This window comes from Acaryochloris sp. IP29b_bin.137, from assembly GCF_028285745.1.
In the GTDB taxonomy this organism is placed as follows: domain Bacteria; phylum Cyanobacteriota; class Cyanobacteriia; order Thermosynechococcales; family Thermosynechococcaceae; genus Acaryochloris.
In genome coordinates this window covers 1-24,977 of sequence record NZ_JANQOP010000169.1, presented here as the reverse complement: position 1 = coordinate 24,977, position 24,977 = coordinate 1, and the positions used below count along the sequence as shown (strand labels likewise).

Here is a 24,977-nt window from a genome sequence, read left to right as displayed (position 1 = left end):
GGTTGCGACTGAAGTCCGGCGCAGCATAATACCTCCATAATCGGGTCAAGAAAAAAGTAGAATCGCCCACTCTTAAGATTAGCGGTAATTTGTAAACTGCAGGGCAACAGGCCAATCTTCTTGCTTCAGATCCTGCATGACTTGCTGTAAGTCATCCTTCGATTTGGAGGAGACTCGAACGACATCCCCTTGAATGCTGGCTTGAACCTTTTTATAGTCCGTGCGAATCTGCTTCGAAATTTTTTTCGCTAAGTCGGCATCAATGCCTTTTTGCAGTTTGATGGCTTGCCGGACACGGTTGCCGCTGGCCGATTCAATGGTTCCATAGTCAAAAATTTTCAGGGAGAGCTTGCGTTTGACGGCCTTCGTTTGCAGAACATTATGGACGGCGTCTAGGGTAAATTCGCTATCGGTGCTGATTGTGATTTCAGTGGGCTCCAGCTTGATTTCCGTTTTCGTATCTTTGAGATCGTAGCGAGCCTTAATTTCGCGATTGGCTTGATCAATGGCATTGACCAATTCCTGCCATTCAAAATCGCTAACAATATCAAAAGAACAAGTTGAAGCCATAATTATCTCAACAATTTTGCAAGTCTTACGTAATCTGTATTGAAAGTCTGTCTTGAAGTTTGGCGACTGCGTATTTCGCTGCCCACCTGAATAATGGATGAATTCAGGGTTAAACCGGAGTCGTTTCTAGTCAATTTATAGCCAAATGTATCCGACCTTGCAGAAGATTTTACCAAAAGCGGCAAGTCTACTCTAAATCTGTCAACTTTCGTTGATGCCATCCACAAGTCAATTTTTTTTGCGATGATTGTCACTATAGGGCCAGTAATGAGTGGTTTGGAACTGAATTCAGGGGTTGGAGTATGGGCATCGCAACAGTTAATCCGACAACCTTAGAAACGATTCAATCCTTTCCAGCCCTTTCCAATGAAGCCATCCAGTTGAAACTTGCCCAGGCTGAATCTGCTTTTCAGTCCTATCGGCGGACAAGTTTTGCAGATCGAAGCCAGTGGCTGCTGCAGGCCGCCGAACTCTTGTCAGACCCTGAACAAAGCCAGCAGTATGCGGCCCTAATGACGTTAGAAATGGGCAAGCCGATCCAAGAAGCCTTAGGCGAAGTCAAAAAATGTGCTTGGGTCTGTCGATACTATGCTGAGCAGGCCCCCTTGTTTCTGGCTAGCCAGACCATCGAAACGGATGCGCACCAGTCTTGGGTTTGTTACCAACCGCTAGGGATTATTTTGGCGGTTATGCCATGGAATTTTCCCTTCTGGCAGGTCTTTCGATTTGCGGCACCTGCACTAATGGCTGGGAATGTGGGGGTGCTGAAACATGCTTCAAATGTCCCGCAATGTGCGTTGGCGATTGAAAAAATTTTATGGGCAGCAGGATTTCCTGAGCATGTATTCCAAACGCTATTAATCTCTGCGCCGCAGGTAGAAGGGGTTGTTAGAGATGATCGAGTTAAAGCCGCAACCCTAACCGGGAGTGAACCCGCAGGAGCCAGTTTAGCGGCGATCGCAGGCAGCCAGATCAAGAAGACTGTTCTGGAATTAGGGGGGAGCGATCCGTTTATTGTCTTAGAAAGTGCCGACTTAGAGGCATCTGTCACCATGGCGGTGAAAGCGCGGATGCTGAATACGGGCCAGTCCTGTATTGCGGCGAAGCGATTTATTGTGGTGGATGCGATCGCAGATCAGTTTCTGGAAAAATTGATTGCAGCTTTCCAGGCGTTGACCCTAGGCGATCCCATGGATACTCAAACGGACATTGGCCCGTTAGCCACCACCACCATTCTTGAAGATCTCGAACATCAAGTCCAAGCTGCTGTTGCCCAGGGTGCTCAAGTGCTGACTGGCGGTCAACGTTGGCCGGATCTACCCGGTAATTTTTATCAACCAACGATTCTGTCAGACATTTCTAAAGACAACCCTGTGTACTCACAGGAATGTTTTGGCCCGGTTGCTCTATTCTTTCAGGTAGCAGATATGGAAGCTGCCATTAGTTTGGCCAATGATAGTCCATTTGGCTTAGGAGCCAGTGCCTGGACCTCAGACCCCCAAGAACAAGAACACCTGATCAAGCATTTGGAGGCCGGTGCGGTCTTTATTAACGGCATGGTTAAGTCCGATCCCCGCCTCCCCTTTGGCGGTATCAAACGATCTGGCTATGGCCGCGAGCTAGGCCTCCAAGGCATTCATGAATTCGTAAACATCAAGACCGTATGGGTGAAGTGAGCCATTTTTAATGAATACAGCAGAATTGTTGGTCAAATGCCTAGAAAATGAGGGGGTTGAGTACATCTTTGGGTTACCCGGCGAAGAAAATCTCCAAGTCCTAGAGGCCTTGCGCACCTCCTCCATCCAATTCATCACCACCCGCCATGAGCAGGGGGCGGCTTTTATGGCAGATGTCTATGGTCGATTAACCGGACGGGCAGGGGTTTGCCTGTCTACCCTGGGACCAGGTGCAACAAACCTGATGACGGGGGTTGCTGATGCGAACCTGGATGGCGCGCCCTTAGTAGCGATTACCGGGCAGGTCGGCACGGATCGAATGCATATCGAATCCCATCAATATTTGGATTTAGTGGCCATGTTTAACCCGGTCACCAAGTGGAATTCCCAAATTGTTCGCCCTAGCAATACCCCAGAAATTGTGCGACGCGCGTTTAAGCGGGCTCAAGCCGAAAAGCCCGGAGCCGTTCATATTGACTTGCCAGAAAATATCGCGGCCATGCCCGCTGAAGGGATGCCGCTGCAGCAAGATAGCATGAAGCGCAGCTTTGCCTCCCCTCACAACCTAGAGCAGGCGGCAGAAATTATCTCACAAGCTAATAATCCCCTAATTCTGGTGGGTAATGGAGCGATTCGAGCCAATGCTAGCCAGGCCCTCACGCAATTCGCAACCGAACTAAATATTCCCGTGGCGAATACTTTTATGGGCAAAGGGGTGATTCGCTATACTCATCCTCTAGCCCTCTGGACGGTTGGATTACAGCAGCGGGACTATATTAGCTGTGGCTTTGATCGCACGGATCTGGTAATTGCCGTGGGGTATGACCTTATCGAATTTTCCCCGAAAAAGTGGAACCCCGACGGCACCATACCCATTGTGCATGTGGGGGCAGAGCCTGCAGAGATTGACAGTAGCTATATCCCCAAAACGGAAGTTGTCGGCGATATCTCTGATTCTTTAATCGAAATTCTGCGGCGGGCGGATCGCCAGGGTAAGCCCGATCCTTACGGCGTCGAGTTACGACCCCAAATTCGCGCCGATTATGAGGAGTATGCCAAGGATGAGCATTTTCCCATGCGTCCGCAAAAGCTGATTTATGACCTCAGAGAGGTGCTGGCTTCTGAGGATATTGTGATTTCTGATGTGGGGGCTCACAAAATGTGGATGGCCCGGCATTACCATTGCGATCGCCCAAATACCTGCCTGATTTCTAATGGGTTCGCTGCCATGGGGATTGCCATCCCCGGCGCCCTAGCCGCAAAGTTGGTCTATCCCGATCGCCATGTCGTGGCGGTAACTGGTGATGGGGGTTTTATGATCAATATGCAAGAACTGGAGACGGCTTTGCGTCTGGGCGTTGCCTTCACCACGATCATCTTCAATGATGGTGGGTATGGATTGATTGAATGGAAGCAGCAACAATATTACGGAGAAGCCGCGTTTATTAAGTTTGGCAATCCTGATTTTGTACGCCTGGCCGAAAGTATGGGACTGAAGGGATATCGAGTTGAATCCAGTGCAGATTTTATTCCTTGTCTTGAGACTGCGCTAGGGCAAGAGGTGCCCACAATTGTAGATTGTCCCATTGATTACAAAGAAAATTTAATGTTTAGCCAAAAATCAGGAGAGATTGCTTGCGTGAATTAAACTTTTTTGATCTAGAGTGGCAAACCATTTGCCTGAATTGTGTGGGAAACGATCATTTTTAATTCATCAGAGATTAGGATTTGATCGATTGCCCGGTTAGGATGGTAAAAAAAATACAATCAGGTTTCACTCCCCTGTTGCTCGATTATCTTTCCCAAGTCTATGAGTTCCTCTAGCGAACAGTCATCTAAATCAACGCATCAAAAACAGAAAAAATCTGTTGATTTGAACCCACAGGTGGGGTCAGATTCTCAGTCCGATACTCTCCAAGAGAAGACTCAAGAGACTCACGTGGACAACATGCAATTAAAAGGCCCGCCTCGCCGCCCTGTGCCTAAGGCGTCTCCCCCCTCAGCTCCCTCCGTCCCTTCAGTGAGCACACCAGAGCCTGCTGCCGCTTCTCCAGCAGCAATTGATATGTCTGAGTCCCTGGGCCAGCAACCTATTCCACCGCCGAGTGAGCCGATGCAATATCGGGCGATCGGGTTGGTGAAGGGTAAGTACCAGCCTTCAGAAGAACAATTAAACCGTGGCGAACTGGTTACAGAAGACCAAACTCATTTGGATGCCGTTCTGTTGGGGCAGGTGATGAGTTTGGTGAAAAAATACCTGGATTTAGAGCAAACGTATCTGTGGGTCGTTTATCCCCGCACCCGAGAGAAAGAAGAAACCCTTCATATGCAGATTGTAGGGGTTTGGTCTGCGGAAGGATTTGGTCCTATGGCCGCTGTGGCAGAGGAAGAAGCCCCCCCTGAGAAACCCAGTCAGCTGGCTGCTCCCCTGCAAGATGGTTATTTTTCCATTCGGGGAGAGATTGTTTTTCAATCGACTGAGAAAAATTATTTATTGGTCAAAATCCAACAGTCGCCTCGCAAAAGTTCGGATCGACCCAAAGCTTTTAAGCTCAAACTCGTGGGCAATCTAAAGGATAAAACCTTGGGCTATTTTTGGGATTTGCATGTGCAGCGACAAGGGGGCGAATTAGCGATTGTCAACGGGCAAAAAGTGGCCCTTGTCCCGCCTAAGCGCAAGTCCAAAAAAGAGTCGCATAAACCCAGAAAGTTTAACTCGCCGCGCCCTCATCAACCGACGTCTAAGGCTCGTTCCGCTGGCAAGCCAATTATTAAGCGGCGCTCCTCCCCAGAATCCTGATCCAAAAAATCATGAGTGCCGTGGTGCAATCGGTCTCCCGGATTCACCCAAAGCAGCGATCAGGGTAGAGGGACTGACCTGATTGGGAGGAATATCCAGGTCTGGGGGAGACTTTGACAGGGCAATTTGGCTTTGTTAGTCTAGCTAAATCGTTCTGGAAGGGTTACTGGTGTGGATATTCAAATTGGCCGTGGTAAAACGGCGCGGAGAGCATATGGAATTGACGAAATTGCCCTTTCACCCGGACAGCGTACCCTTGATCCGCAGCTAGCGGAGACCCAGTGGCAGATCGGTGGTCTCCAACGGGAAATTCCTATTCTGGCAAGTGCGATGGATGGGGTGGTGGACGTCAAGATGGCGGTTCGCCTATCTGAGTTGGGGGCAATCGGTGTCCTGAATCTGGAAGGTATTCAAACCCGATATGCTGATCCAGAGCCGATTCTGGATAAAATTGCTGAAGTTGATGTGAATGGCTTTGTGCCTTTAATGCAAGAGCTTTACGCCGAGCCGATCAAACCTGAACTGATTCGTGAACGCATTACTCAGATTAAGTCCCAAGGGGGAATTGCGGCGGTGAGCGCAACACCGGTTGGGGCCAGCCAGTTTGGACAAGCCGTGGTTGATGCAGGGGCAGATTTATTCTTTATTCAGGCAACGGTCGTTTCGACCGATCATGTATCGCCCGAAAGTGTCAGCCCGCTTGATCTGGCTAAATTTTGCCAAGCGTTGCCGATTCCTGTCGTGATGGGGAATTGTGTGACCTATGATGTGACCCAAAGCTTAATGCAGGCAGGGGCCGCAGCAGTCCTCGTGGGGATTGGTCCAGGAGCGGCCTGTACTACCCGAGGGGTATTGGGGGTGGGGGTGCCCCAGGCCACTGCAATTGCAGATTGTGCTGCTGCCCGGGATGACTATTTCCGTCAGACTCATCAGTACATCCCCATTATTGCTGACGGGGGATTAATCACAGGGGGGGATGTTTGCAAGTGTATCGCCTGTGGAGCGGATGCCGTCATGATGGGATCACCTTTTGCGCGGGCGGTCGAAGCCCCCGGCAGAGGATTTCACTGGGGAATGGCAACACCGAGCCCCGTCTTGCCGAGGGGAACGCGAATCCGAGTGGGCACCACAGGCACCTTAGAACAAATTCTGCGTGGTCCGGCTCAACTCGACGATGGGACTCACAATTTCCTAGGTGCCTTACAGACTAGTATGGGGACCTTGGGTGCTAAGGATATTAAGCAAATGCAGCAAGTCGAGGTTGTCATTGCTCCCTCGTTGCTAACCGAAGGGAAGGTTTATCAGGCGGCCCAAAAACTAGGGATGGGCAAATAACAAAAATTCGCCAAACTTAACATGAATACCCGCCATTTTTTGCCGAAAAAGATATGGCAAACGGGAATGTGTTGCCTAGAATGGGAATAGCGGAGACGCATGTTTCCGTTCACTCCTCACACCACACTCCGCCTGGACAAATGTTCGGGCGGCTTCCTCATTTTAAAAGGCGTTGGCGGCAATTGTTTTGATTGTTAATTTTCTGTTTATGTCTATGTGGCGTTAAACCTGCTATGGTACAAATCTTAGATAAGCTACAGTAGATAAAGGTTTCTAAGCATGTCATCACCTGCCCAAGTCACAGACGCTACCTTCAAAGAAGAGGTCATTGAAAGTGATGTCCCTGTCTTAGTTGATTTTTGGGCTCCTTGGTGTGGACCTTGCCGAATGGTTGCGCCGGTGGTGGATGAAATCTCTGAACAGTATAAAGGGCAAGTTAAGGTCGTCAAGATCAATACGGATGAGAACCCCAATGTTGCCAGCCAGTATGGAATTCGCAGCATCCCGACTTTGATGGTCTTTAAGGGAGGACAACGGGTGGATATGGTGGTAGGTGCTGTTCCCAAAACAACCTTAGCAAGTACCTTGGACAAATATCTCTAGAGTGTTGATTGCTCTAAAATTGTTCGGAGTAGCATTCGTCGGTTGCAGAATTCGCCGGTTTTGTCTTGGCTAGAATTGATTCCATTGAAGTAGTCGCCAGCAGAAGCACTGGGACTGCTTTTTTGTTGGAGAATTGCTATGGTTGAGCTGCCAACTTGCCTGGTTCCACCCATTTGATTGGTTGCCCTATGACTCAGCCTTTTGGTCCCTTGGGGGATTTAAACAGCCGCCTTCAGCATTTTGTAGAGGTCTTGCCTAAGCTTACCCATGGCCCTTTAATTCGGCAAGCCATCGAGACTTTGCTCAATATGGCCGAAGAAGATTTGGATCGACTGGATTGGAAAATTTTATCTGCGGCGTTGCAAGACTTGGAGGAGGGCTTTCAGGTTTTTCATCGCTATCGGCATGTGCGCAAGATTTCTATTTTTGGGTCATCCCGGTTGCCGCCTGAGAGTCCGGCTTATCAGATGGCCGTTGATTTTGCCCGGTGCGTGACGCAAAAAGGCTTTATGGTGATGACGGGGGCGGGAGGCGGCATCATGGAAGCAGGCAACAAAGGCGCGGGTGCAGAACAGTCGTTTGGTTTAAATATTCAGCTTCCCTTTGAGCAAAGCTCTAATCCCTATATTGCGGGTGATGAGAAGCTGATCGATTTTAAGTACTTTTTTACCCGTAAATTGTTTTTTTTGCGGGAAACAGATGCGATCGCATTATTCCCCGGTGGGTTTGGTACCCAAGATGAAGCCTTTGAGTGTCTGACCCTCAGTCAGACGGGTAAGTCACCCCCCGTCCCCGTTGTGTTAATTGATCCGCCAGGAACAAGCTACTGGCAAGATTGGGATACCTATATTCACGAACATCTGATCGCAGGAGGGCTGATTAGTGCCGAGGACCATCAGCTCTACACCATTACAGACAATTTAGAAACTGCCTGTGCGGCCATTTTAGAGTTCTACCAGGTGTATCATTCCAGCCGCTACGTTGGAGACCAGCTGGTCATGCGCCTTAACCAAGAACTGACTGATGTCGAAGTAGAGTGGCTGAACCAATCGTTCGCAGATATTCTCACCCACGATTTGATTCGTAAAAGCAATGCGCTACCTGAAGAGCTGGATCACCAAGAACCTCAACCCCAGCAGGTTCAAGATGAAACGGAACATTTGCCTCGGTTGGTGTTCCATTTTAATCAGCGAGATCACGGGAGATTAAATCAAATGATTACTGCGATTAATCGGATGGGGGATTCTCAGCTCAGTCGCTATCATCCAGAACGGAAATAACCTGAGATGCCTGACTAGCGCCGGTATGGGTGGACGACCCCAGTGGGATTGTGCCTATGGATATCGGGAATTATAGGGAATAAAGTTAAAGCTTGGATGTGTTCAAGATGGCTGCGCCCGCTCCATCAATTAGTGCTTCTGTTGACCGTAAAAAAACTCTGCCTTGTGAATTCAAGGCAGAGTTTAGAAGGAGTAACTGAACCCATCGCAATCAACCTATCATCTGCTGGATAACGGGCTGGCTAAAGCAGATGAATGGCAGGTCTTAGTTTGTTTCAGTAAAATCAGCATCAATGACATCGTCGTCGCCACTCGCAGAGTCACCGGACTCTGCTTCCGCGCCTTCTGGAGCCCCGGCTGCGGCTGCCTCACCTTGTTGGTAAAGCTGAGTACTGATGCTATACAGAGCTTGCTGTAACTCAGTGGTAAGAGACTTCATCTGCTCATGGTTCTCACTGGCAATGGCCTCTTTGAGATCCTTAATCAGACCTTCAGCTTTCTCTTTATCGGTGCTAGAGACCTTATCGCCCAACTCAGAGAGCTGCTTCTCAGATTGATACACCAAGGTATCGGCCTGGTTCTTCGTCTCGATCTTCTCGCGACGTTCCTTGTCTACCGATGCATTCTGTTCTGCATCCTGAACCATCTTGTCGACTTCGGCATCAGACAGGGTGGAAGCCCCCGTAATGCTAATGGACTGCTCTTTGCCTGTGCCTTTTTCCTTAGCTGTGACATTGAGAATACCGTTAGCGTCAATATCGAAGGTGACTTCAATTTGAGGCACCCCCCGCGGTGCGGGAGGAATCCCATCTAGACGGAATGTTCCCAGACTCTTATTGTCCGTAGACATTTCCCGCTCACCCTGGAGAACGTGAATCTCCACATTGGTTTGGCCATCAACAGCCGTAGAGAAAACTTCCGACTTCTTAGTGGGAATCGTAGTGTTTCTGGGAATCAGCTTAGTCATCACGCCACCCAGGGTTTCGACACCCAAGGATAGGGGGGTGACATCCAGCAGCAGAATATCTTTGACTTCACCGGCTAACACACCCGCTTGGATAGCAGCACCAACCGCCACCACTTCATCAGGGTTCACGGATTGGTTTGGCTCTTTCCCTAACACCTTCTGCACACCGTCTAGGATGGCTGGAATTCGGGTAGACCCCCCCACCATCACCACCTCATCAAGGGCGCTTTTGTCGATTTTGGCGTCGCGGACCGCATTTTCTACGGGAATTCGACAGCGATCGATTAAATCAGAACAGAGCTCTTCGAATTTGGCACGGGTCAAAGTGGTGTCTAAATGCTTAGGACCATCTTGAGTTGCCGTAATAAAAGGGAGGTTAACGTCTGCTTGAGTGACGTTGGATAGCTCAATCTTGGCCTTCTCAGCAGCTTCTGTTAAGCGTTGCAGTGCCTGTTTGTCTTTGCGCAGATCAATGCCTTCGGTTTTTTGGAATTCTTCGGCCAAGTAATCGACAATTTTCTTGTCAAAATCATCACCACCTAAGTGCGTGTCTCCAGAGGTAGAAAGCACTTCAAACACACCGTCACCGACTTCCAGCACGGAAACGTCAAAGGTTCCCCCCCCTAAGTCAAAAACCAAAATCGTTTCGTTGCTTTTTTTGTCTAATCCATAGGCAAGGGAAGCAGCGGTTGGCTCATTAATAATTCGCAGCACCTCAACTCCAGCAATTTTGCCTGCGTCCTTGGTGGCTTGCCGCTGGGAGTCGTTGAAATAAGCTGGAACGGTAATCACCGCTTGAGTGACTTTTTCACCCAAATATTTGCTGGCGTCATCCACTAATTTACGGAGAACCTGGGCCGAAATTTCCTCAGGGGCAAACTTTTTCCCTGCAGCAGGACAGTCTAGCTTAATGCTGCCACCTTCATTCAGAACTTTGTAAGAGACTTCGGTGGTTTCATGGGTGACTTCATCTTGACGGCGACCAATAAAACGCTTGACAGAATAAAAGGTATTTTCGGGATTCATCACGGACTGGCGCTTTGCGATTTGACCGACCAGGCGATCACCATTTTTCGCAAAAGCAACCACCGAGGGGGTTGTTCGGAATCCCTCTGCATTGGCAATGACGGTTGGCTTGCCCCCTTCCATCACGGCAACGCAAGAGTTCGTGGTTCCTAAGTCTATTCCAACAACTTTTGCCATAGGTTTCTTCAGGCTCCTTCTAAAAATCGTCTGTTAAGCAAATTTAGGTCTATGACCCATGTCCAGGCACGCCTTCTGACTTTAGTGCTAGTGTATTTGTACTAGCGCACAGGCGTCTTAGGCTGATTTTCTTACCTTTATACTTGGTTGTCCCAGCCAGAACTTGAAGGCGTATTTACCGAACACAATGTTGACGGTTTGGACTCCGGGTGCGGTTTGAGAACAGCATCCGTCTGGTTGTCTGAATCGAACCGCATGGACAAAAGTGACCCGCCGGAGATCCACCGTTCAACCCTGCATTGCTGAGTGAACACAATATTTACTATAGATACCCTTTCCCGAGACTGTCGTTGGGACAACCGTAACTCTGCAGGTGTATTTACCGCCGTCCACCGATCCGGCGAATCATTGCTCATAAACGGTTGTAATGGTCCATATGCTACTATCTGTATCAGATCTCCTCGGACAAGGATTCATGGGCAAAGTTCTCGTTCTGAATGCCTCCTATGAACCGCTAAATATCACGAGTTGGCGTCGAGCGGTTGTTTTAGTCCTAAAAGACAAAGCAGAGCAAGTAGAACACAATGGCAAGTTTGTGTATCGGGACTTTCCCTTGCCGACCGTGATCAGACTCCGTCAATACGTGCGTGTCCCCTACAAAGAAATCCCCCTGACCCGTCGCAACCTTCTCCATCGTGATAGTCATACCTGCCAATACTGCGGCTATACGGGTGACGATCTCACCCTGGATCATGTAATGCCGCGATCGCGAGGTGGAGGAGATACTTGGGAAAATATGGTGACCGCTTGTGTTCGCTGCAATGTCAAAAAGGGGAATCGGACGCCCAAAGAGGCCCGGATGGTTTTGAATCAAACGCCTCGTCGCCCTTACAGCAGCCTCTATTTCGAGGTCACCAAGCATCTGCGCAGTGGGGTTCACCAAGAATGGCGCAAGTATGTCATTGGCATGTGACACTTTGCCGAGCCATCCACGTTTATGGGATGGAGAGGATTCTTCCCCTTTGCTTTGGGGGTATCCTCACAGTAGGGTGATGCTTTTTCAACTAAAATCAAATCACTTTAGAGTGTCTCCAATGTTCAGAGCTAACCTTGCGAGCTCTTGAGGCTGAGTTCAGTACCGATCCCAACGATTGCGATTCATGATACCCTTCAGAATCGGCTCTGCTACGAGCAAGCAATCTGGTCCGCGTCTATGTTTCATCTGAATTATTACTCCTACCTAAAATTTGGTTATTCCTATGGTTTCAACTTCTTTGAAGTCAGTTGACCCCAAATCAGACCTTCGTTCAACCCATCTCAATGCGTCTGAGAAGCTCGGTTCTCGTCCATCCAGTCCTCTAACCAGCTTGAATGGGCGGGCTCAGGAGCAGCGTGCTGACGCCTTTGCTGAAGTGTTGGAAAGCCATCGTGGCGATTCCCAACTGGTGATTCTGCAAGACTTTCCTGATCCTGATGCCCTGTCGTCTGCTTGGGCCTATAAACTGATTGCTGAGCAGTTTGATATCCAATGTGAGATTCTGTACGCAGGCACCCTCAGCCACCAAGAAAATATTGCCCTCGTCAAGTTGACCAATCTGCCCGTGCAACGATGGGCGTGTCAATCGCCGAAAACGAAAGAAAAGAATTTATCAGCCTACCAAGGCTGTGTCTTGATTGATAATCAAGGGACGACCAGCCAGTTGTTGCCCCTGTTGCAGGCGGCGGATATCCCCATTACTGTTGTGATCGATCATCACAGTTTGCAAGAAGGGGTAGACGCTGAATTTATGGATGTGCGCCCCAATACCCGGGCCACTGCCACTATCCTGACGCAGTACCTCCGGTCGGGATTATTGGAGTTTGATGGGAACGTCACTGAGCATGTGCATTGCGCCACGGCACTGATGCATGGGCTACGCTCGGACACGAATTTCCTCAAGCAAGCTCAAGAAGAAGATTTTCTAGCGGCTGCTTATCTCAGCCGCTTCTACGACAGTCAACTACTGAATACCGTGTTGCAGTCCTCTCGGTCCAAGCAGGTTATGGATGTGATTGAGAGTGCGCTCAAAAATCGCAGCATTCACAATAACGTCACGATCGCTGGGGTCGGTTTCCTGCGCTACGATAACCGCGATGCTATTCCGCAAGCTGCAGATTTTCTGGTGACAGAAGATAACGTCCATACAGCTGTCGTCTATGGGATTGTTCACGATGAAGATGAAGATCTGGAGTTGGTCGTGGGGTCGCTCCGCACCACCAAACTGACCCTCGATCCAGATGAATTTATCAAAGAAGCGTTTGGCCAGGACACCCAAGGTCGCTTTTTCGGCGGGGGACGCTCCCTGGCAGGAGGGTTTGAGATTCCCATGGGATTTTTATCTGGTCTGAATGAGAATTCAGACTATGCCAAGCTGAAATGGAGTGTCTACGATACCCAAATTAAACAGAAGCTTCTAAGACTGGTTAACCCAGAGAACAGCGTAATTGCCAGCAGCTAGCCCCACCTCTGAAAGAATGGGTTAACATTAGTTAATGTAGCGATCGCATCGCCCCATTTTGAACCTGGAGGATTAGAGTCCGTGAATAAGCGGTGGAGAAATGCAGGATTGTATGCGCTGTTAGCCATTGTTGTCTTTGCATTAGGGACAGCTTTGCTAGAGCGTCAGCCTGCCGATAACCCGACCTGGCGTTATAGCAGACTGATTGACGAAGTAGAAAACAATAGCGTCGAAAAAATTCGGATCAGTGCCGATCGAACGGTTGCAGAAGTGAAAGCTGGTGAGAAAACAGTGATTGTTAATCTGCCACCCGATCCAGACTTGATCGATATTTTGACGAAAAAGGATATTGTGATTGATGTCCTTCCCCAAACCGAAGAAGGGGTTTGGTTTAAAGCTTTAAGCACATTCTTAGTTCCCGTACTCCTATTGGTGGGGCTCTTCTTCTTGTTCCGTCGGGCTCAATCTGGCCCTGGCAATCAGGCCATGAACTTTGGTAAGTCTAAGGCCCGAGTACAGATGGAGCCCCAAACTCAGGTCACCTTTAATGATGTGGCGGGTATTGAGCAGGCCAAATTAGAACTGACGGAAGTGGTTGACTTCCTAAAGAATGCCGACCGCTTTACCGCCGTGGGTGCCAAGATTCCGAAGGGCGTACTGCTCGTGGGTCCCCCTGGAACCGGAAAAACACTCCTAGCGAAGGCAGTAGCTGGGGAAGCAGGCGTGCCCTTTTTCTCTATCTCTGGTTCTGAGTTTGTGGAAATGTTTGTCGGGGTGGGAGCTTCTCGGGTCAGAGACTTGTTTGAGCAAGCCAAAACCAATGCCCCCTGTATTGTTTTTATTGATGAAATCGATGCCGTCGGTCGTCAGCGGGGTGCTGGATTAGGGGGCGGTAATGATGAGCGAGAGCAAACCCTAAACCAACTCCTCACGGAAATGGACGGTTTTGAAGGTAACACGGGCATCATTATCATTGCAGCTACCAACCGTCCTGATGTGCTTGATGCGGCATTGATGCGTCCCGGTCGTTTTGACCGCCAAGTGGTAGTGGATCGTCCAGACTATAAAGGACGTCGAGAAATCCTCAATGTCCATGCCCGGGGTAAAACCCTCTCTAAAGATGTTGATTTAGAGAAGATGGCTCGTCGAACCCCTGGGTTTACCGGTGCTGATTTATCCAACCTTCTCAATGAAGCTGCGATTCTGGCTGCACGCCGAAATCTCACAGAGATTTCGATGGACGAAATCAACGATGCCATCGACCGCGTCCTTGCGGGCCCTGAGAAGAAAGATCGAATCATGAGTGAGCGCCGCAAGCGCCTTGTGGCTTATCACGAAGCGGGTCATGCCCTGGTCGGGGCTCTGATGCCGGATTATGATCCGGTGCAGAAAATCAGTATTATTCCTCGGGGTCGGGCTGAAGGGCTGACTTGGTTTACCCCCAGTGAAGATCAAATGCTCAAAAGCCGTAGCCGTATGCAAAACGAAATGGCTGTTGCCCTTGGCGGTCGGATTGCGGAAGAAATCATCTATGGGGAAGAGGAAGTTACGGTCGGTGCTTCCAGCGATTTACAAGTGGTTGCCCGTACTGCACGAGACATGATTACGCGATATGGTATGAGCGATCGCTTAGGTCCAGTTGCCCTGGGCCGTCAGCAAGGGAATCCTTTCCTAGGACGCGATATCATGAGTGAGCGAGACTTCTCAGAAGAGACCGCCTCCACCATTGATGATGAGGTTCGAAACTTGGTGGATCAAGCTTATCGCCGAGCAAAGGATGTGTTGATATCTAACCGCGCAGTTCTCGATGAAATCGCCCAGCGGCTCGTTGAGAAAGAAACCGTCGATGCTGACGAACTCCAGGAAATTCTGAATACAAATGACGTGAAAATGGCTGCGATCGCATAGTGCAGCCCAACATCAGCAGAAGATCATCTTCTGTTGTGTAGACACCCTGCATTCACCCTTCACAACTCCAAGAGGCTCTGACATCAGAGCCTCTTTTTTGATGTCAGCCCTCAGACGCTATATGTAGCGTTCAAGCGATATTTTTAAACTAGATATGGTATAGTCACCAAAAAATTGCCGAAGTTAACTGGAGCGTGACTAAAGATTGACAAGACCCACAAATACAGATAAAGTACATTTGTACTATTTTAATCCCCCTATGAAGACTCCAGCAATGTCCATTGGCCTTACCTCTCCCCTTCCCCCCAAAACCTTGGTCTCAACCCAAGTGGATCAAGCCTATTTCAATCAACGTCGGCGATATCAGCAACGCAAGCTGCGCATGGCCATTCGATATCGGCGGCGGTTAGTGTATTTGCGAGCCGCCTTCCAACAAGAACTGGATCGGGCGTTAAGTCCCAAACTGCAAAAAAGCTTGGGGCTAAATATTCAATTGAGTGAGCAGGCTAGGGACCAGTCTCGCTTTATGGCCCATTTTGAGTTTGAAGGCCAACAGTGGGTCTTAACCTGTCAACGTCATTTGTGGCGTTGTGATTGGTTTTTTGCCAAGGCAGATCAGAATCGAGTGGTGCGCTGTACCCATCGCACCTTAGAGCGTCGTCTGTGCTACGCCCTTGGTTATCGACGTCCTCATCCAACCTTATCCGCCAAGCTTAAAGCCGCTTAGAACCGATATGATAAATATATTGGGTTCTTTACAGTCTTTATGACCCACCTGGATAGGTCCTCCCCCGATGCATCGTGCTGCCTATTGTTATTTGTTAAAAATCCTGTTCCTGGTAAGGTTAAATCGCGTTTAGGGCGGTGTATTGGGTTTGAAAAAGCAGCCGCGCTCTATCGATGCTTTGCCAGAGATTTACTCCTCACCACTCAACAATTAGGTATTGACCAGCTTATTTTCTATGCCCCTGCTGACGCCCAATCTGATGTACAAGATTGGTTAGGCCCCCAATATATCTATTGTCCTCAGCACGGTGAAGATTTGGGCGAACGGATGGCTCATGCCTTTACCACCTGTTTCGAGCGAGGATATGACGGTGCCTTAATTACGGGTAGTGACAGTCCTGATTTGCCCCTGTCCTATTTGCAGATTGGCCTTGAGGCCCTGAGGCAGCAGCAAATTGTGATTGGTCCGAGCGATGATGGCGGATACTATACCTTGGGGTTTACCCCTGAGAACTATACACCTGCGGTCTTTTTAGAGATGCCTTGGAGCACCTCGACGGTTTTTGAGCAGACGATCAACCGTCTGAGATCCTGCCCCGTGTATCAACTGCCCACTTGGTATGATGTCGATACCCTAGAAGATTTACGTCACTTCCACCACAGACTGTCCCAAACTAAAGCTAAAACCGAAAGTAGGGCGTTTCTTCAGCAACATCTTGACCTCCTGGGCCACGATGCAACCTGACCTTTCCATTGTTATTCCCGTATTGTATGAAGGGGCAAATGTTCTGCCTCTGATTGAACATCTGAGGGCGATCGCAGGGGATGTCACTTACGAAGTGATTGTGGTAGATGGTGATCCAGAGGGCTCAACGCTCCACTATCTTCCCTCCCATATCCAAGGGATCACCGCTCCCGCTGGTCGCGGATCGCAGATGAATGCGGGGGCTCACCTGGCCCAAGCCCCGACGCTATTGTTTTTACATGCCGATACGAAGCTGCCGCAGACTGCCCTCGCTCAAATCCACATAACTATGGGGCAAACCGCTGCCGGGGCCTTTGACCTAGGGATTGATAGCCCTAAAGCGAGCTTGCAGTGGATTAGCCGAGTAGCCTCTTGGCGATCGCGGCTCACGCGGATTCCCTATGGGGACCAGGCCATTTTTGTTGATCGCACCACGTTTCACCAAGTTGGCGGTTTCCCCAATATTCCGATCATGGAAGATGTGGCCCTGATGCAGCAGCTCAAACGGCAGCGGATTCCGATTCGGATTATGCGCGATCTCGTATTGGTCTCGCCCCGACGTTGGGAACAAGAAGGCGTTCTCCGCTGTACCCTGCGCAACTGGTTGCTATTGGGGCTCTACACTTTTGGCGTCAGTCCTCATCGTCTGTGGCACTGGTACCGCCCCCCGTCATTACCAAAATCAGGGCTTAAAAATTAGTTATATTTTGGGAGAATAAAGAAAATAAACGGTTTGGCGTGATACACTCTCGACTTAAAATGACGCCCTGGAACCAGCCAGATGATGCGGGTCGTCACAAGGGCTGACTCTTGTCGCTCAACATAATTCACTATCACGTTGTAGAGCCAAACCGATGAAATTATCTTTACGCCCCATTGTTCGATTACTTGCTGTTGCGGCCTCTGCCACGTTGGCAGTGGGAACTACTGTTCTGGAGGCCCAAGCCGCTACTTTTAGCGAAAAAGAACTCGATCAGTCCAAGTTTGTATTGGTCGCTGCCCCTATCGGCAGTGGCAATATTCATCAACTCCTGATTCTGGAACAAATTTCTTCTGAAAAACAATGCTGGAGTGAAAGTGGCAGCAATCCCGTTATCGTTGATCCGCTGTTACTGAACTTTGATTTCACCGGTTTGTGTGGCCGCAGTGTGGATCAAAATGGTTACTCGATTCGCGTGGATGGTGAGGATTTGGGCGGCCGTTATCTGGTCCAAATTCGGAAAACGGATACCGATATGGTCCTGATGGGCATTCCTGATTCCAAAGCCGGGGGTGATCAGGAGATTGAATTAGGCCGAACCAATGGTAAGACGACTGGATTTGCCAAAATTAGCCTCGATCCCGACTGGCGATTGACGAAACGAAGCTTTAAAAAGAAAACGTTAGGCCATGTCTATCTGTCCAAAGGGATTAGTGCAGTGCCATTCCCAGATGTGGAGAACGACATCTATCTGAAAGATATCAGTCAGGCCGTTGCTCTTAAATTTATTGCTGGATTTGAAGACAATACCTTCCGGCCTCTCGAATCGCTCACGCGTGAACAACTGGTCTCCATGATTCTGGAATCCCTGAAGAATATTCCTGGGGTCAATTTCACCGTACCCAGTCAGACCAGCGGCAATCCCTATCCAGATGTGGCAGCGAGTCGCTGGAGTGCCGCCAAGATTGCCTTTGCCCAGCAGAACGATATTGTCAAAGGTTATCCAGATGGGACGTTTCAACCAACCCGTAAAGTTACCCGAGCGGAAATGATGGCGGTTCTTAAGAAGGCTGCCATTTATGCCAAGTCGCTCGGGGGACTGGATACTCAGCTTGCAGCAAAGCAACCGCCCACCAATTTCACCGATACCAGCGGCCACTGGGCAGCTCCGGTAATTACCGAAATGTCTAGCTATTGTGGTGTGGCCTCGCCCCTGAATGAAAAGGGGTTCGCCTTTACCCCCAATCAGTCGGCTCAACGTAACTATGCCGCTGCTGCCACCTTGCGGACGCTAAATTGTGTGAAGGCGGATGCCTCTGCCGCTCCGACGGCTGCGCCAACAACACCGACGAATACCGCCCCCACCGTCCCCACTCCCTCTGCCCCGGCACCAGACGTGTCTAAGCCATCGGTACCGGCACCTGCAGTGCCGACGCCGGATACAACTGTCCCCACACCTTAAAGGGTGCACGATAAAAGGCGCGCTCGGGTTTGAAACTGCTACTTCATCAGTACTTTTAGGACCATCAGTTTATCCCTTAACGTGTGCTAGCCCTCACCCCCCAGCCCCCTCTCCCAATACTGGGAGAGGGGGGGAAAGGCAGAGTATATAAGGGTCTTGCTCCCCTCGCCCAAGGTTGGGAGAGGGGCTGGGGGTGAGGGCCATCTGACACTTATACGATCAATACAATGCCTATCTGATCAAGTCTGTGGGGTTTTAGAGATCAGCATCGCACGCTTTTTTTCGTGCACCCCACCTTAAAGGCTATCGCCGCTAGTGACTTGGGAGAGGTAGAATGGCTTAGCTTTCGCCAGCACTTTGCGTGGAGGCTGAGCCATTGGCCAAAACGGAAAGCGTTTATCAAGATCTTGGGGATTGCTCATTCTGCCCAACCTAATCAAGGGGCATAGAAGGGTGGATATCCTGACTTATAAAGGTTTTCAGAGAAAAATAGTTTCCGTAAATCCACTCAGGTGGATGGATCGGTGAGCTTGTTAGGATAGCGTTTGCCTCAGGGGTACTGCTCCCTGGCTCTTCGTGAGCCCTCCTGGGGCAAACTTTTCTTTTCACCAGGATGCTGTAGTTTTCTGTCGTGACAAATTCTATGATGGTAGAAGACTGTTAACCATCCAATCAGGTCCGACCGTATGGGTTTTCACTCGAATGGTTTATGGATACGCTGCCAATAACCCTCATTACTCCCCACAGCGGCTATCACTGGGACGGCAGTCAGCAGCGATTTTTTGAAGGCTGGTACTATCGCGTTACCTTACCAGAACTCGATCAGACCTTCGCCTTTATGTACTCCATCGAAGATCCGATCGGTGGACAGCCTTACAGTGGCGGAGCAGCCCAGATTTTAGGCCCGGAAGATAGTTATTTCTGTCGTACCTTTGCGGATGTCAGTCAATTTTGGTCTTGGGGAGCCCCTGGAGGTATGGGTCCCCTTGGGCTGGGTCATTGGGGGGCTGCTATCCCCAACCGTCGGCCACAGTTTTTAGCGCCGACTGCGTTTGATCAGCACGTGACCCAAGGGTATCAAGGCACGAATACTTGGCATCAAGGGCATCTTCGTGATCCGGGCACGGGGCAAGAAACCCATTGGCGCTATAAAATTCAACCCGTGTATGCCTGGGGAGAGAGAGGCCGCCCCCCTCGTTCAACCGGTGGACTACTGTCGTTTTTACCCATTTTTGAGCCGGGTTGGCAGGTGATGATGGCCCATGGCTTAGCGACGGGCTGGATCGACTGGCGAGAACAGCGCTATGTGTTTGAGAAAGCACCTGCCTATGCTGAAAAGAATTGGGGAGGGTCCTTTCCCCAAAAATGGTTTTGGATCAATTGCAATTGCTTTACGAATGAGCCGGATTTAGCATTGACAGCGGCGGCGGGACAGCGAGGCATGCTGTGGTGGATGGAATCTGTAGGATTGATTGGCCTTCACCATCAAGGTCAGTTTTATGAGTTTGCCCCCTGGAATTCAGAAATCTCTTGGTCTGTCACGCCTTGGGGAGAATGGACGATGACTGCCCATAACGCCAAATATGCGGTAGAGGTGTGGGCGAGTTGCGATCGCACGGGCACGCCCCTGCGCGCTCCCACGCAAAACGGCCTAATTTTTGTATGTAAGGACACCATGCATGGCCGTGTCACCCTGACCTTAAAGCGCTATCATCAGCAGGGGGCGACAGTGATTCTTAAAGCCCATAGTCATCTCTGTGGTTTAGAAGTGGGGGGAGGACCTTGGCAAACGGCTTGGGTCTCTCACACGTCTCCTGCACAAGATTTAGAGTTTTCGCCTTGGGGACTGGCTCCCGCTTAGTGATCAATGGGTCATAATGCCGACTGAGTGATCCCCTGGGGCAAGGGTCTACACTGAAATTTGCCATCCTGATGGGTTTAGGGCAGAATTAGACCGATCCTCAATAATGGATCAACAAAGAGTTGATGGATCTAATCATGATGGTGGTTCGACCATATCTGATCGCGACTGGTTTGGGGATAGCCCTGATGGGTATTGGGGTACAGCCGTCCCTAGGGCAGTCTTTGGAAGCTGCTGTCCCGGACTCACAACTGAATCGGGACTCCTCGTTGTTAAAGATTCCAACTCAAGGGCCAGACGTAGCAATTGACCTCGATCAGCCCGTTACGCTCCAACAGGCCTATGAGCTGGCGTTGCGGAATAATCTGAATCTCCAACTGGCCGAGTTACAGCTCCAGCAAAACCAGGCATTTCTGCAACAGGCGCGAGCCGCCAATTGGCCCACTGTTAGTGTGCAATCGGCCCTGACTCGGACCGATTCTGCGAATTTTGTGCTGAACCAAACACCGATTCAGGTCGATACGGCAGCCCAACTCCAAGCTCAACAGCGGACCCTGCAAAGCTTGCAAACCCAGCAGTTTCTGTCTCAGCAAGAGTTGGGTATCGATATTCAGCAACTCCAGTTACGGCTGCAGCAAGATCAAAATCAGATTCAGCAGCAAATTTTTACTCAGCAAATTCAGCAGCTTCAGTTGCGGGCGAATACCAGTGCGACGCCCTTTGCCATTACTAATGTGACGCCTTTGCGGCCCATTGCAGCAGCCCCCATCGGTCAAGGGAATACGGGCGGAATTTCTAATCTGTTGCAAGGCACCGTGTCGGCTGTCTATAACATCTACACCTCAGGGTTTCGGTCAGGTCAAATTGAGTCAGCCAAGGCCCAGGTCAAAATTTCCGAACTCGAGCTTAAGCGGCAATTAGAGCAGTTGCGCTTAGATGTGGCCAATGACTACTACAATCTCCAGCAAACGTCAGCCCTGATTTCAGTGGCTAATGATGCGGTGCGGAATGCAGAGGCGAGCCTAGAGGTGACTCGAGCCCGGGAGCAAGCAGGCGTAGGGACTCGGTTCGATGTGCTGCAGGCGGAGGTTCAGCTGGCGGATACGGTGCAAAATGCCACCCAGGCCCAGAATTTACAGAAAATTGCCCAACGACAACTGGCCCAGCGACTGAATGTGAAGGAAACCGTGAATCTGATGGCGGCTGATCAGGTCACCATTGCAGGGGGTTGGCTATTGACTTTAGAAGAAAGTATTGTCTTGGCGCTGCAAAATCGGGTGGAACTGGCACAGCTCCTCAATCAACGTCGTGTGGCTGAGCAACAGCGCCGCGTTGCCCTAGCCGCCAATAAACCCCAGTTACAGGCGTTTGCTAACTTTGATGTGGCAGATGAACTGGATGACGATGTCTCGGGGAATTTTGGCTATGCCCTGGGCTTGCAGGTCTCGATCAATTTCTTTGACGGCAAAGCGGCAAAATCTAGGGCGGCGCAACAGGAAGAGAATATTGCGATCGCAGAAACCCAATTTGCCGACACCAAAAATGATCTGCGGTTTGAGGTCGAACAAGCCTATGCCAGTCTCTCCTCTAATTTGCGCAATATCAATACCGCCCAAAGCAGTGTTCAGCTTGCCGAAGAAAGTTTGGCCTTAGCTCGGTTGCGATCGAGTGCGGGGATTGGCACTCAACTGGATGTGACCAGTGCGGAAGCCTCGTTAACCCAAGCCAAAGGCAATTTAGTGGCTGCTATTTTGGACTATAACCGAGCGCTAGTGGCCCTCCAGCGGGCCACTAGCTATGCTCAGCCCGTAAGCGGTGTAACGCCTCCAGGAGGATAAGGGTGCGTGTCTTAATTTGGTTCCGCAATGACTTGCGGCTCCATGACCATGCCCCGCTGCATCAGGCGGTACGCTCCAACGCAGATATCATTCCCTGCTACTGCTTTGATCCACGTCAGTTCGGCCAAACGTCCTTTGGCTTTCCCAAAACGGGATCTTTCCGTGCCCAGTTTTTGTTGGAGAGTGTGGCAGATTTGCGCCAATCTCTACGGGCTAAGCAGAGCGATCTAATCCTGCGCCAGGGTTATCCTGAGACGGTTTTGCCGGAGTTGGCCCAAGCAATGACTGTCGATGCGGTGTATTTCAACCGGGAAGTCACTGCAGAGGAGATTGAAGTCGAGACTCGTCTGCGCACTGCGCTAGCCGATCTAGATATTGAGTGCCTGCGATTTTGGAGCAGTACCCTCTTTCACCCAGAACAGCTTCCCTTTCCGATTCGAGAGCTACCGGAGGTGTTTACGCAGTTTCGTAAGCGGGTGGAGAAATCGGCGAAGCCCAAAGCTCCTTTTCCCACCCCCCAGACCTTATCGGCCTTACCAGATATTGACCTGGGTGAGCTGCCCCAACTGGAAGACTGGGGATTATCGGCTCCTGAGCCCGATCCCAGGGCAATGATTCAATTTGCCGGGGGAGAAACGGCGGCGCTGGCACGATTGCAGGACTATATCTGGGCGCAGGATTGCCTCAAGCAGTATAAGGAAACTCGCAATGGGATGCTGCAGCCCAATGATTCCTCCAAGTTTTCGCCGTGGTTAGCCTTGGGCTGTGTATCGCCGCGCTATATCCACCAGCAGGTGAAAGCCTATGAGCAGGAGCGGATTAAAAATAATTCTACATACTGGCTGATTTTTGAGCTGATCTGGCGGGATTATTTCCGGTTTATTTGTGCCAAGCATGGCAAGCGAGTGTTTCGTCTGTCGGGGTTGCAGGGGTTGGTGCTGCCCTGGCTGGACAACCGTGAAACCTTTGAGAAATGGCAAAGTGGCCAAACGGGGTTTCCGCTGATTGATGCCAATATGCGGGAGTTGGCAGCGACGGGGTTTATGTCGAATCGGGGGCGGCAGAATGTGGCTAGTTTTTTGACGAAGAATTTGGGACTGAATTGGCAGATGGGGGCGGAATGGTTTGAATCTTGCCTGATTGATTATGATGTCTGCAGTAATTGGGGCAACTGGAATTATGCGGCGGGGGTGGGGAATGATGCTCGGGGATTTCGGTTTTTCAATATTGTTAAGCAGGCGAAGGATTATGACTCGCAAGGGGATTATGTGCGGCATTGGTTACCGGAGTTGACGGCTGTGCCGGGGGGACAGGTGCAGACGCCTTGGCAGTTAACGGCGTTGGAGCAGGAGATGTTTGGGTTGACGATTGGCAAGGATTATCCAGAACCGATGGTGGATTTGTGGCAGTCAGCTAAGGTGAATGAGCAGATTTATAACCGAGTGGTGAATCGGTAGAACGCCTCTTTGGGCTGCCATGATCAAATCTGAATGACTATATGGAAGTGGAGTTAATAGTAACTTTTGTGTTACTATTAACTCGCTATGAAACTGCAAGAGTACATCAAAGAGGATGGCTCCAGTCCCTATCAGAAATGGTTCAACCGTTTGGATGTTCAAGCAGCAGCAAAGGTCACGGTTGCTATTTCTCGCCTGGAATTAGGCAACACCTCAAATGTGAAGTGGTTCGATGGGATTGGTGAGTACAGAATCAACTGGGGACTTGGATACCGAATTTACCTGATTCAAGACGGGAAGGATCTCATTATTCTATTGGGTGGTGGCACGAAGAAGAATCAGCAGTCAGATATCCTCCAAGCTAAGGAGCTGTCTAAGGAATACAAATATCGAAAGAAGGCGATGAGTGTGGATCCTCAGAAAAAGCGAAAGAAGAAGTAATCATCATGGCACTTACAAGAGACTTTAAAGAAACGATTCATGCCCGAGTACAATCGGAGCCTGAGTTTGCGACTGCTTTATTGGATGAGGCTGCATACTTGCTGCTCAATGGTGAGCCAGAAACGGCTCGATTGATACTCAGAGATTTGGTTAATGCAACGGTGGGTTTTGAACAACTTGCCATTGAAGCTAATAAGCCCAGCAAGAGTCTTCATCGGATGCTCTCTGCAAAGGGGAATCCAACGATGGATAGCTTAAATGCAATATTCACGGTTCTTCGGAAGACATTAAATGTAGATATTCAAGTTCATGCAGTACCTTGTTCTTGAACTATTAAAGGAGATGTTTGGGTTGGCGATTGGGAAGGACTATCCAGAGCCGATGGTGGATTTGTGGCAATCGGCTAAGGTGAATGAGCAGATTTATAATTGGGTTCAGCGAGCATTAGCTTCCAAAGACTAAACTCTTCCTCTAGTTTTTCGTATTCTTCAGCCACTGTTGGATTTTGTAAGGCTTTGGCCTTTAGTTCCTCATGAGTCATTGTCTATCACCTCTTTTAACCGATGATGGGCAATCTTAGGTTAATGATAAGGAGTCTTTTGATTTATCTTGGCAAGGTTTGGGTTGTGGGTCTACTTTGGCAAGATCGGTGGCAAAGTTTTCAGGTAGGCGAATCATTTTAAAGCCATCTTTGATCGTTCCTTTCCAAGCCTGTCTGGCCTCATAGCCACTTTTATCTTTGTCTTCAAGATGAAGATGAGCCCGAATCAGCAGTGTTTGATCATCTGATGCTTGAATAGAGTTACTTGTATAGCAATCAAAGATTGGGTTAGGACACTTTTCTGAAGGCATGATCCACCGCATCCCAAAAATTTTCGAACTGATGACCTGTTTTGCGTAAGCAATT

At 49.8% G+C, this 24,977-nt stretch carries 23 protein-coding genes and 1 pseudogene; 18 read left to right on the top strand and 6 right to left on the bottom strand.

What is annotated here, in order from left to right; translation table 11 throughout:
• Positions 1-78 precede the first annotated feature (78 nt).
• A complete protein-coding gene (locus Q0991_RS12525) occupies positions 79-570 on the bottom strand; it encodes a YajQ family cyclic di-GMP-binding protein (RefSeq protein WP_299489016.1) in 492 nt (163 codons plus the stop codon).
• A gap of 302 nt (positions 571-872) precedes the next feature.
• Here Q0991_RS12525 and Q0991_RS12520 point away from each other — a divergent pair, with 302 nt between their 5' ends.
• The 6 genes from Q0991_RS12520 to Q0991_RS12495 all read left to right on the top strand — a co-directional run bounded on the left by Q0991_RS12520 (position 873) and on the right by Q0991_RS12495 (position 8,264).
• Entirely contained in the window at positions 873-2,246 is a 1,374-nt protein-coding gene (locus Q0991_RS12520; protein WP_299489015.1) for an NAD-dependent succinate-semialdehyde dehydrogenase, read from the top strand.
• A 10-nt stretch (positions 2,247-2,256) separates the two neighbouring features.
• On the top strand, positions 2,257-3,894 hold the full coding sequence (locus tag Q0991_RS12515) for an acetolactate synthase large subunit (protein ID WP_299489014.1): 1,638 nt from the start codon (positions 2,257-2,259) through the stop codon (positions 3,892-3,894).
• Positions 3,895-4,056: 162 nt separating this feature from the next.
• Complete coding sequence (locus Q0991_RS12510; RefSeq protein WP_299489013.1) at positions 4,057-5,046, top strand: hypothetical protein; 990 nt, start codon at positions 4,057-4,059, stop codon at positions 5,044-5,046.
• Positions 5,047-5,217: 171 nt separating this feature from the next.
• Positions 5,218-6,381, top strand: coding sequence for a GuaB3 family IMP dehydrogenase-related protein (locus tag Q0991_RS12505; RefSeq protein WP_299489012.1), 1,164 nt, complete (start codon positions 5,218-5,220; stop codon positions 6,379-6,381).
• A gap of 279 nt (positions 6,382-6,660) precedes the next feature.
• Positions 6,661-6,984 (top strand): thioredoxin, encoded by a 324-nt coding sequence (gene trxA, locus Q0991_RS12500; RefSeq protein ID WP_299489011.1) that lies wholly within the window; start codon positions 6,661-6,663, stop codon positions 6,982-6,984.
• A gap of 188 nt (positions 6,985-7,172) precedes the next feature.
• Positions 7,173-8,264, top strand: coding sequence for an LOG family protein (locus Q0991_RS12495; protein ID WP_299489010.1), 1,092 nt, complete (start codon positions 7,173-7,175; stop codon positions 8,262-8,264).
• Positions 8,265-8,529: 265 nt separating this feature from the next.
• On the opposite strand, the gene dnaK is transcribed toward Q0991_RS12495, so the two are convergent.
• The gene (dnaK, locus tag Q0991_RS12490; protein ID WP_299489007.1) at positions 8,530-10,434 is read right to left on the bottom strand and encodes a molecular chaperone DnaK; all 1,905 of its coding nucleotides are present in this window, start codon (positions 10,432-10,434) and stop codon (positions 8,530-8,532) included.
• A gap of 137 nt (positions 10,435-10,571) precedes the next feature.
• Complete coding sequence (locus tag Q0991_RS12485; RefSeq protein WP_299489005.1) at positions 10,572-10,850, bottom strand: hypothetical protein; 279 nt, start codon at positions 10,848-10,850, stop codon at positions 10,572-10,574.
• Between the two features lie 59 nt (positions 10,851-10,909).
• Here Q0991_RS12485 and Q0991_RS12480 point away from each other — a divergent pair, with 59 nt between their 5' ends.
• The 7 genes from Q0991_RS12480 (at position 10,910) to Q0991_RS12450 (ending at position 18,473) form a co-directional block, all read left to right on the top strand.
• Positions 10,910-11,407 carry an HNH endonuclease gene (locus tag Q0991_RS12480; RefSeq protein WP_299489003.1) on the top strand — a complete coding sequence of 166 codons (498 nt, stop codon included), beginning with the start codon at positions 10,910-10,912 and terminating at the stop codon, positions 11,405-11,407.
• 286 nt (positions 11,408-11,693) lie between these two features.
• Positions 11,694-12,932 (top strand): bifunctional oligoribonuclease/PAP phosphatase NrnA, encoded by a 1,239-nt coding sequence (locus Q0991_RS12475; RefSeq protein WP_299489001.1) that lies wholly within the window; start codon positions 11,694-11,696, stop codon positions 12,930-12,932.
• Positions 12,933-13,013: 81 nt separating this feature from the next.
• Positions 13,014-14,840: an ATP-dependent zinc metalloprotease FtsH3 gene (gene ftsH3 / locus Q0991_RS12470; protein ID WP_299488998.1), complete on the top strand. Its 1,827-nt coding sequence runs from the start codon at positions 13,014-13,016 to the stop codon at positions 14,838-14,840.
• 259 nt (positions 14,841-15,099) lie between these two features.
• Complete coding sequence (locus Q0991_RS12465) at positions 15,100-15,567, top strand: hypothetical protein (RefSeq protein ID WP_299488996.1); 468 nt, start codon at positions 15,100-15,102, stop codon at positions 15,565-15,567.
• 84 nt (positions 15,568-15,651) lie between these two features.
• Entirely contained in the window at positions 15,652-16,311 is a 660-nt protein-coding gene (locus tag Q0991_RS12460; protein ID WP_299488994.1) for a TIGR04282 family arsenosugar biosynthesis glycosyltransferase, read from the top strand.
• The gene (locus tag Q0991_RS12455; protein ID WP_299488992.1) at positions 16,301-17,011 is read left to right on the top strand and encodes a TIGR04283 family arsenosugar biosynthesis glycosyltransferase; all 711 of its coding nucleotides are present in this window, start codon (positions 16,301-16,303) and stop codon (positions 17,009-17,011) included. Before Q0991_RS12460 ends, Q0991_RS12455 begins: the two co-directional genes overlap by 11 nt.
• 154 nt (positions 17,012-17,165) lie before the next feature.
• On the top strand, positions 17,166-18,473 hold the full coding sequence (locus tag Q0991_RS12450; protein ID WP_299488990.1) for a DUF3747 domain-containing protein: 1,308 nt from the start codon (positions 17,166-17,168) through the stop codon (positions 18,471-18,473).
• A 296-nt stretch (positions 18,474-18,769) separates the two neighbouring features.
• Here the strand turns inward: Q0991_RS12450 and Q0991_RS12445 are convergent, their stop codons facing one another.
• On the bottom strand, positions 18,770-18,895 hold the full coding sequence (locus tag Q0991_RS12445; RefSeq protein WP_299488988.1) for a hypothetical protein: 126 nt from the start codon (positions 18,893-18,895) through the stop codon (positions 18,770-18,772).
• Positions 18,896-19,182: 287 nt separating this feature from the next.
• On the opposite strand from Q0991_RS12445, the gene Q0991_RS12440 reads away from it, so the two are divergent.
• The 5 genes from Q0991_RS12440 (at position 19,183) to Q0991_RS12420 (ending at position 24,399) form a co-directional block, all read left to right on the top strand.
• Positions 19,183-20,334, top strand: a complete 1,152-nt coding sequence (locus tag Q0991_RS12440; protein WP_299488986.1) for a tocopherol cyclase family protein — start codon at positions 19,183-19,185, stop codon at positions 20,332-20,334.
• A gap of 140 nt (positions 20,335-20,474) precedes the next feature.
• Positions 20,475-22,172, top strand: a complete 1,698-nt coding sequence (locus Q0991_RS12435) for a TolC family protein (RefSeq protein WP_299488983.1) — start codon at positions 20,475-20,477, stop codon at positions 22,170-22,172.
• A gap of 2 nt (positions 22,173-22,174) precedes the next feature.
• Positions 22,175-23,629 (top strand): DASH family cryptochrome, encoded by a 1,455-nt coding sequence (locus Q0991_RS12430; RefSeq protein ID WP_299488981.1) that lies wholly within the window; start codon positions 22,175-22,177, stop codon positions 23,627-23,629.
• A gap of 87 nt (positions 23,630-23,716) precedes the next feature.
• Positions 23,717-24,070: a type II toxin-antitoxin system RelE/ParE family toxin gene (locus Q0991_RS12425; RefSeq protein ID WP_299488978.1), complete on the top strand. Its 354-nt coding sequence runs from the start codon at positions 23,717-23,719 to the stop codon at positions 24,068-24,070.
• A gap of 5 nt (positions 24,071-24,075) precedes the next feature.
• Positions 24,076-24,399: a transcriptional regulator gene (locus tag Q0991_RS12420; protein WP_299488977.1), complete on the top strand. Its 324-nt coding sequence runs from the start codon at positions 24,076-24,078 to the stop codon at positions 24,397-24,399.
• A 74-nt stretch (positions 24,400-24,473) separates the two neighbouring features.
• On the opposite strand, the gene Q0991_RS12415 is transcribed toward Q0991_RS12420, so the two are convergent.
• Complete coding sequence (locus tag Q0991_RS12415) at positions 24,474-24,611, bottom strand: hypothetical protein (RefSeq protein ID WP_299488976.1); 138 nt, start codon at positions 24,609-24,611, stop codon at positions 24,474-24,476.
• A gap of 35 nt (positions 24,612-24,646) precedes the next feature.
• A pseudogene (locus Q0991_RS12410) lies at positions 24,647-24,977 on the bottom strand (hypothetical protein); the annotation flags it as partial.

Excerpts from the sequence above, each read along its gene's own strand:
- Q0991_RS12445 (WP_299488988.1), bottom strand. The coding sequence starts at position 18,895 with ATGAGCAATCCCCAAGATCTTGATAAACGCTTTCCGTTTTGGCCAATG.
- Q0991_RS12480 (WP_299489003.1), top strand. The coding sequence starts at position 10,910 with ATGGGCAAAGTTCTCGTTCTGAATGCCTCCTATGAACCGCTAAATATC.
- Q0991_RS12425 (WP_299488978.1), top strand. The coding sequence starts at position 23,717 with ATGAAACTGCAAGAGTACATCAAAGAGGATGGCTCCAGTCCCTATCAG.
- Q0991_RS12415 (WP_299488976.1), bottom strand. The coding sequence starts at position 24,611 with ATGACTCATGAGGAACTAAAGGCCAAAGCCTTACAAAATCCAACAGTG.
- Q0991_RS12485 (WP_299489005.1), bottom strand. The coding sequence starts at position 10,850 with ATGAGCAATGATTCGCCGGATCGGTGGACGGCGGTAAATACACCTGCA.
- dnaK (WP_299489007.1), bottom strand. The coding sequence starts at position 10,434 with ATGGCAAAAGTTGTTGGAATAGACTTAGGAACCACGAACTCTTGCGTT.
- Q0991_RS12475 (WP_299489001.1), top strand. The coding sequence starts at position 11,694 with ATGGTTTCAACTTCTTTGAAGTCAGTTGACCCCAAATCAGACCTTCGT.
- Q0991_RS12515 (WP_299489014.1), top strand. The coding sequence starts at position 2,257 with ATGAATACAGCAGAATTGTTGGTCAAATGCCTAGAAAATGAGGGGGTT.
- trxA (WP_299489011.1), top strand. The coding sequence starts at position 6,661 with ATGTCATCACCTGCCCAAGTCACAGACGCTACCTTCAAAGAAGAGGTC.
- Q0991_RS12450 (WP_299488990.1), top strand. The coding sequence starts at position 17,166 with ATGAAATTATCTTTACGCCCCATTGTTCGATTACTTGCTGTTGCGGCC.
- Q0991_RS12495 (WP_299489010.1), top strand. The coding sequence starts at position 7,173 with ATGACTCAGCCTTTTGGTCCCTTGGGGGATTTAAACAGCCGCCTTCAG.
- Q0991_RS12420 (WP_299488977.1), top strand. The coding sequence starts at position 24,076 with ATGGCACTTACAAGAGACTTTAAAGAAACGATTCATGCCCGAGTACAA.
- Q0991_RS12465 (WP_299488996.1), top strand. The coding sequence starts at position 15,100 with ATGAAGACTCCAGCAATGTCCATTGGCCTTACCTCTCCCCTTCCCCCC.
- Q0991_RS12455 (WP_299488992.1), top strand. The coding sequence starts at position 16,301 with ATGCAACCTGACCTTTCCATTGTTATTCCCGTATTGTATGAAGGGGCA.
- Q0991_RS12520 (WP_299489015.1), top strand. The coding sequence starts at position 873 with ATGGGCATCGCAACAGTTAATCCGACAACCTTAGAAACGATTCAATCC.
- Q0991_RS12525 (WP_299489016.1), bottom strand. The coding sequence starts at position 570 with ATGGCTTCAACTTGTTCTTTTGATATTGTTAGCGATTTTGAATGGCAG.
- Q0991_RS12435 (WP_299488983.1), top strand. The coding sequence starts at position 20,475 with ATGGTGGTTCGACCATATCTGATCGCGACTGGTTTGGGGATAGCCCTG.
- Q0991_RS12440 (WP_299488986.1), top strand. The coding sequence starts at position 19,183 with ATGGATACGCTGCCAATAACCCTCATTACTCCCCACAGCGGCTATCAC.
- Q0991_RS12510 (WP_299489013.1), top strand. The coding sequence starts at position 4,057 with ATGAGTTCCTCTAGCGAACAGTCATCTAAATCAACGCATCAAAAACAG.